We start from the raw sequence: 5642 nt of genomic DNA, 5'->3' as shown, positions 1-5642 counted from the left end.
CTGGTTTTGCAGCAGCAGTTTTAGCATCTGGCTTGGCGGCCGGTTTAGCAGCAGCAGTTTTCGCAGCTGGCTTGGCGGCTGGTTTTGCAGCAGCGGTTCTAGCAACTGGCTTGGCGGCCGGTTTCGCAGCAGCGGTTTTGGCAGTTGGCTTGGCGGCTGGTTTTGCAGCAGCAGTTTTAGCAGCTGGTTTGGCTACCGCTTTAGCAGGTGCTTTAGCAGCAACCGCTTTTGCAGAGCTACGAGCGCCCAGCACTTTAGCGACGGCCTCCTTCACACGACCAACACCCTGAGCCAATTTCAGGCTTTCCTGGGCATCTTTTTTGAGTTGGGAAATGTAGGCGCGGGTTTCAGCTTGGCGATCCTTGAGAGCGTCCAGCAAGTCCTCAAGTTCTTTGACAGCGTCTTTGGCTTTGGCTTGAGCCTTGGCCTTGCCGGCAGTAGCGGCGTCTTGCAGTTTGGTACGGGATTTGTGCAGCTTTTCTTGCGCTTTACCGCGTTGTTTTTCCAGTTTGGCGAGCAGTTTTTCTGCATCGGCCAAGGCTTGGGAACACGCGCTTTCCAGATGTTCGAGCAAGCTGCCCGACAGTTGTTGGAGTAAGTGCAACGGGGTATTTACAGGCTTCTGTTTGGCCGACATGGTTTACCTCCTGGCTGACGTGGGTGCGGCTCATACTAGCCCTCTGCTCTTACCGCCGCTAGGGCATGTTGACAGTATCGTTTGCGTTGCGTTGCACCGTGAGAAAATTCTTATCGATATAACGAAAAACCACGGCACTTTTTACCTACTCACACTGGCATAATCCGTCGCACTTTCGCCGGGAGAATGCCCATGTCGCGTTACCTTTTTCTAGTGCTTGGCTTGGGGATTTGCGTGGCCAATGCGAGCGAGCAGTTGCCCTCCAAAACCACCGAGCCCGACCCGCACGACCTCGCGTACAGTCTGGGTGCAAGCCTCGGCGAACGACTGCGCCAGGAAGTCCCCGACTTGCAGATCCAGGCCCTTGTCGACGGCCTCAAGCAGGCCTATCAAGGCAAGCCGCTGGCGCTGGATAACGAGCGCATCGAACAGATCCTTGCCCAACACGAGGCACAGAGCACAGCCGACGCCCAAGTTCCACAAAGCGAAAAAGCACTCGCCGCCGAGCAACGATTTCTGACCCAGGAAAAAACAGCCAAGGGTGTGCGCGAGTTGGCCGATGGCATCCTGCTCACCGAGCTGGTGCCGGGCACGGGTAACAAGCCGTCAGCCAGTGATGAAGTGCAGGTGAAATATGTAGGGCGTCTGCCCGATGGGACGGTCTTCGACCAGAGCACGCAACCGCAGTGGTTTCGCCTGGACAGCGTGATCAGCGGCTGGAGTTCTGCGCTGCAGCAGATGCCGGTAGGCGCGAAATGGCGCCTGGTGATTCCCTCTGCACAGGCCTATGGCGCCGACGGTGCAGGCGAGTTGATTGCGCCGTATACACCGTTGGTATTCGAGATCGAATTGCTCGGCACTCGCCACTGACCCAATAAAAAACGGTACGCCATGCGCACCGTTTTTTGTACTGCGGTCGAGGATCAAGCCTGGGTAGCAGGCTCTTCCTTGTGAGCGTTGTGTAGCACTTCGATCAAGCAGTCTTCCAGCTCGAAACGCTCATGCAGCAGCGCGCCCAACTCTTTGAATTTTGCCGCAACACAGTTCCCGGCATCACACAGGTCGGTGAATGCCAGCAGCTTCTCAGTGATGACATCGATACGCGGGTAGATCGTCTCGGCCAGCTCCAGACCACGCTGATCATCAAAGGCCTCCGCCTCCTTGGTCAGTTGCTCGTAGACGCCAAAATGGCCGGCCGACACGTAGTCCACCAACACACCACAGAAATCCTGCAACGGTTCGCGGTTCTCAGCCAATGCTTCGGGCTTGGCACCGAGAGCATCAAAGGCCCGAACCAGTTCGTGACGTGCCTTCAACCAGCTGTCGATCAGCTTGTGCACCCCACCCCAGCGTTCCTGAGCATTCTGACAACTTTCCAGCATGATGATCTCTCTTCCCTAATAGGGGCGCTGCCGCCTTGTGCCCGCGCAACACTTCAAGGATAAAGCAGCAGCCGGACAAGGCCGCGTCTGACAAACAGTTTTGATAACGCGTGCGGGCCAGATTATGCCCGCATGACTATGGCTTCAAGGTACGCAGGAGAGAAAGTTCATACAAGTGTTTAATCCCGTCCCACAGCCTGAGCCTCATTTTCATGGCCGCACAATGCGCAAACGTTGACCGAGCATCAGCCGTGAAAACTGCATGCCCCCCAACATAAGCATCGCCAAAAAGAACAACAGGCTCCATTCGGGAAGGCTCAAGTCGAACAGTGTCCATTTGACTTCAACGCAGTCGACGGTGCCGTTGAACATCGATCGTAGCGCCTGCCAAAAGGAAAGGTTTTCAATCATGTACTGAAGGCTCGGCCAGCAATTCTGAACCTGGTCTGATGATGTGTTCTGCAGCAAGACCTGACGCACTGCGGTAATGGCACCGAAGCACGCACACCCCATGCTCGCCAGCCCGTACCGGTAAAGGCCGGTGCGCCCCGGGCTGTGAAGGGCAGCGATCAGATTGATCAGCGCATAGGCGGCGAGAAACAGCCGCTGTACCTGGCATAGGAAGCAAGGCTGTAACAACGCGCCGTATTCCAGGTAAAAAGACGCGCCCAACGTCAGCGCACCAGCCATCAACGCCAGGAAAAACATAGAGCGTAAGGGGGCCAAAGACATTGTTTATCCGTACTGCGAGAGACAGGCCGCTACGGTAGAGGAAAGGCCCGACCCCTTTCAATACGCGCTAGAGCAGACGATTCCGCGAAACCGTAGGGACTTCCCGCAAGAACCTGGAAGAAATACCGCAATTACCCGTAGGAATCGCAAAACAAGCCATTTGCAGCGTGGGTTTGCTCAGCGTTTCAGGGTTGGCTTTCAGATAGCCCGCACCAACCCCTCACCTTTTCCTACTTCAAACCCGCACAGGCACTGGCAATGGAGAGGCCAACAGGCGGTTATCGAGTAACCCCAGGCCCTCCTGGAACAGTTGGTTGCTGCGCTCGGTGTCACCCAATTGGGCCAGTAGCCGGGCCAGTTCGGCACAGGCCTCTGGATTACGTTGCACCTGCAGGCTGCTTTCCAGATAGTCCCGCGCTTTGCCCCACAAACTGTTTTGCAGGCATAGGCGCCCCAACGTCAGAAGCAGGCTGGCATCGCCGGAATGATCCTTTAGCGAGCTTTCGGCAAACTTCAGCTGGCGAGCCGGATCACTGCCGCGCAGTAACCCATACAGCCGGATAAGGTGGCTGTCGTAACCGCGCTTGATCGCACCGCGCAGCACCTCTTCGGCCTTGGCATCGGCGCCCAGTCGACGCAGTTGGTCGGCGTAGGCCAATACCAGTTGCGGTTCCTGGCGCTGGGCCGAAGTCAGTTGCTCCCACGCTCTCTCAAGTGACTGCAAACCGGCTTCGCCCTGAACCTCACGCTGGGCTGCCACACTCAGGTTTTCACCCCAGGCACGGCGCTCCAATTCAGCCAATTCGCTGGCGGGCAGCACTTTGTCCTTACGCAACTCGGGCAACAAGCGAATCACCGACGACCAGTCACCTCGCTGCTGATGCAGGCGCTGCAACTGACGCAATACCTGGGCGTTATGGGGGTGACGCTCGTGCATGGCTTGCAAGGTAACCAGTGCGCCTTCCGTATCGCCACGATCCATCTGCAATTGCGCATGGCTCAAGGCAACAGCCAGTTCCGCCTGGGGCTGGCGCTCCAAGGCGCGCTCCAGCAAACCGTCGGACTCCTCGTAACGTCCCTGCTCATTAGCCGCCCGCGCCGCGCCGAGGTAGTACAACAGTGGCTGGCGCTCCGCTTCGGCGGCGCGATGCAGATGGCGTTCGGCGCTGGCCCAACGGCCCTCGGCAAGGTCCATCTGGCCTTGTTCGATCGCGATCTGCACACGACGGCTGCGATTGCGCCGCGACCACGGGTTGACCACACCACCGGAGGTAGTGAGCAAGCTCAACAAAACGCGGACCAGGTAGATCGCCAAGCCAATGGCAAACACCGCCACCAACGTGGCCCACAGGCTCGATTCGTAATGCAGCAGATGGGGATAGGTGATCAGCACATAGCCGGTGTGCTTCGAAATGCCCACGGCCAATGCCAGGGCAATTGCAATCGCCAGCACCAGGATCACATAGAAACGCTTCATCGGCTCTACTCCTGGGTCGCCGGCGTGCCCGCCGACGCCTTGGCTTCATCGGCAGACAGATGGCGACGCTCAAGGTACGCCTGCACCGCTGCGAGGCTTGCAGCCAAGTCCGGAGTCACCACCGACACAGTCTTGGGCTCCAGCTCGGCGATACGCGCCAGCATCGCCTTGCTCTGCGGATTATCCTGGTTGAAGTTGTCCTGCAGCACGCTACGGGCTTCACCGAGGGAGCGACTGTACACCGCCACCTCACCGTTGAGCGCCGCCCATTGCGCTTGCTCAAGGGCCAGGCTCAACGCCAGACGTACCTGGTTCAAACCTTGGCCAGCCAGTAGTGGGCGAATGTTGTCGTCGGGGTTGAAGTCGATACGGAAGTAGCGGGAAATCTGTTCCCACCATTGGCTCAAGCGGTTTTCCGTATCGGTGGTCGGACGCCCTTGGGAGGCCGGCTCAGTGAGCTGGTATTCCGGTGCGATAGCCGCCAGTTGTACGACCTGGTCACGCAGCGCGGCCAATTGCAGATAGAGCCCGGTGCGATCTGGTTGCTCGGTACTGCGCAGCGCGGCAAGGCTCTTGGCCAATTGCTCGCGGGCAGCGAAGGCACCGGGATCGCTCTGTTCACGAAGAATTTCATCAGCGCCCTGGACCAGCGATTGCGCGCTGTTGATGTCCTGCAAGGCGGACAAACGCAAGCTGGCCAGGCGGATCAAGTGCTCGGCTTCGGCCAGGCGCCAATCCTTACGGCTGGCGCCCAGCACTGTTTCCAGACGCTGGCTCAAACGCTGCTGATCACCCTGCAATTGGGCCACCAGGCGGCGGCGCTCCTCCAGTTCATCCGCACCCGGCAACTGTGCCAGGCGTGCCGACAGCTGTTGCTGGCTCTGCTTGAGAGATTGAGACTGATCGTCAAGGGTCTGCACCTGGCCCAGCTGTTGCTGGTTACTGGCCTGCAAGGCGCGGACCTGCAAGATCCCCCAGCCGCCGGCAGCAACACCCGCAGCACCCAGCAGCAGAGCGACAATTGCCAGGCCATTGCCACGGCGTGGTGCGGTGACCGGTGCAACCGGCGCATCGAGCGCGGGCTGAGCTTCATCTTTAGGCAAGGCTGTTTCGCTCACGTATCCGTCCTTTGCGTATCAGAGAGTGGGAACGGGATGGCTCCGTAACGCCACTAACAAAGCCGCGGCACTCGCGCCGCGACAATCCACAACTTTTTCTGCACCTGCGGCCCGCGCCATCTCATAGACTCGCGGGCTGGGTACGAACAATGGCAGCTGTGCCACCTGCGGCCAATCCGGCCCGGCCAGGGCTTGCAGGTGCAGAAAACCCTGCCCACTGCTGACCACTACGCCGTTCAAGCGTTCCAACTGGATGCGTTGCATCAGCACCCCGGTGCCGTACGCCGGAAGAAAAC

Annotated in this window: 6 protein-coding genes and 1 pseudogene; 1 reads left to right on the top strand and 6 read right to left on the bottom strand. The window is 58.8% G+C overall.

The window, feature by feature from the left end:
- Positions 1 to 637: AlgP family protein (locus ACRESD_RS10360; protein WP_431750824.1), on the bottom strand; the 637-nt coding region annotated here is incomplete at its 3' end.
- A 192-nt stretch (positions 638 to 829) separates the two neighbouring features.
- Between ACRESD_RS10360 and ACRESD_RS10355 the strand changes: the two genes are divergently transcribed.
- Positions 830 to 1507: an FKBP-type peptidyl-prolyl cis-trans isomerase gene (locus tag ACRESD_RS10355; protein WP_431750823.1), complete on the top strand. Its 678-nt coding sequence runs from the start codon at positions 830 to 832 to the stop codon at positions 1505 to 1507.
- A gap of 53 nt (positions 1508 to 1560) precedes the next feature.
- Here ACRESD_RS10355 and ACRESD_RS10350 read toward each other — a convergent pair whose 3' ends face one another.
- From ACRESD_RS10350 to ACRESD_RS10330, 5 genes and pseudogenes are all read right to left on the bottom strand, one after another.
- A complete protein-coding gene (locus ACRESD_RS10350; protein ID WP_010207432.1) occupies positions 1561 to 2019 on the bottom strand; it encodes an Rsd/AlgQ family anti-sigma factor in 459 nt (152 codons plus the stop codon).
- A gap of 210 nt (positions 2020 to 2229) precedes the next feature.
- Entirely contained in the window at positions 2230 to 2751 is a 522-nt protein-coding gene (locus tag ACRESD_RS10345) for a disulfide bond formation protein B (RefSeq protein ID WP_431750822.1), read from the bottom strand.
- Between the two features lie 235 nt (positions 2752 to 2986).
- Complete coding sequence (locus ACRESD_RS10340) at positions 2987 to 4228, bottom strand: heme biosynthesis protein HemY (RefSeq protein ID WP_431750821.1); 1242 nt, start codon at positions 4226 to 4228, stop codon at positions 2987 to 2989.
- A 5-nt stretch (positions 4229 to 4233) separates the two neighbouring features.
- A complete protein-coding gene (locus tag ACRESD_RS10335; protein WP_431750820.1) occupies positions 4234 to 5346 on the bottom strand; it encodes a uroporphyrinogen-III C-methyltransferase in 1113 nt (370 codons plus the stop codon).
- An 18-nt stretch (positions 5347 to 5364) separates the two neighbouring features.
- Positions 5365 to 5642, bottom strand: a pseudogene (locus ACRESD_RS10330) (uroporphyrinogen-III synthase); the annotation flags it as partial.

The organism is Pseudomonas sp. (genome assembly GCF_050739995.1).
Lineage (GTDB): Bacteria > Pseudomonadota > Gammaproteobacteria > Pseudomonadales > Pseudomonadaceae > Aquipseudomonas.
Note: the sequence above shows the minus strand (reverse complement) of the source record. Positions and strands in the feature narration are given on the sequence as shown.

What these genes read in the sequence shown, in the direction of transcription:
- ACRESD_RS10355 (WP_431750823.1), top strand. Translation starts at nt 830, where the DNA reads ATGTCGCGTTACCTTTTTCTAGTGCTTGGCTTGGGGATTTGCGTGGCC.
- ACRESD_RS10350 (WP_010207432.1), bottom strand. Translation starts at nt 2,019, where the DNA reads ATGCTGGAAAGTTGTCAGAATGCTCAGGAACGCTGGGGTGGGGTGCAC.
- ACRESD_RS10340 (WP_431750821.1), bottom strand. Translation starts at nt 4,228, where the DNA reads ATGAAGCGTTTCTATGTGATCCTGGTGCTGGCGATTGCAATTGCCCTG.
- ACRESD_RS10345 (WP_431750822.1), bottom strand. Translation starts at nt 2,751, where the DNA reads ATGTCTTTGGCCCCCTTACGCTCTATGTTTTTCCTGGCGTTGATGGCT.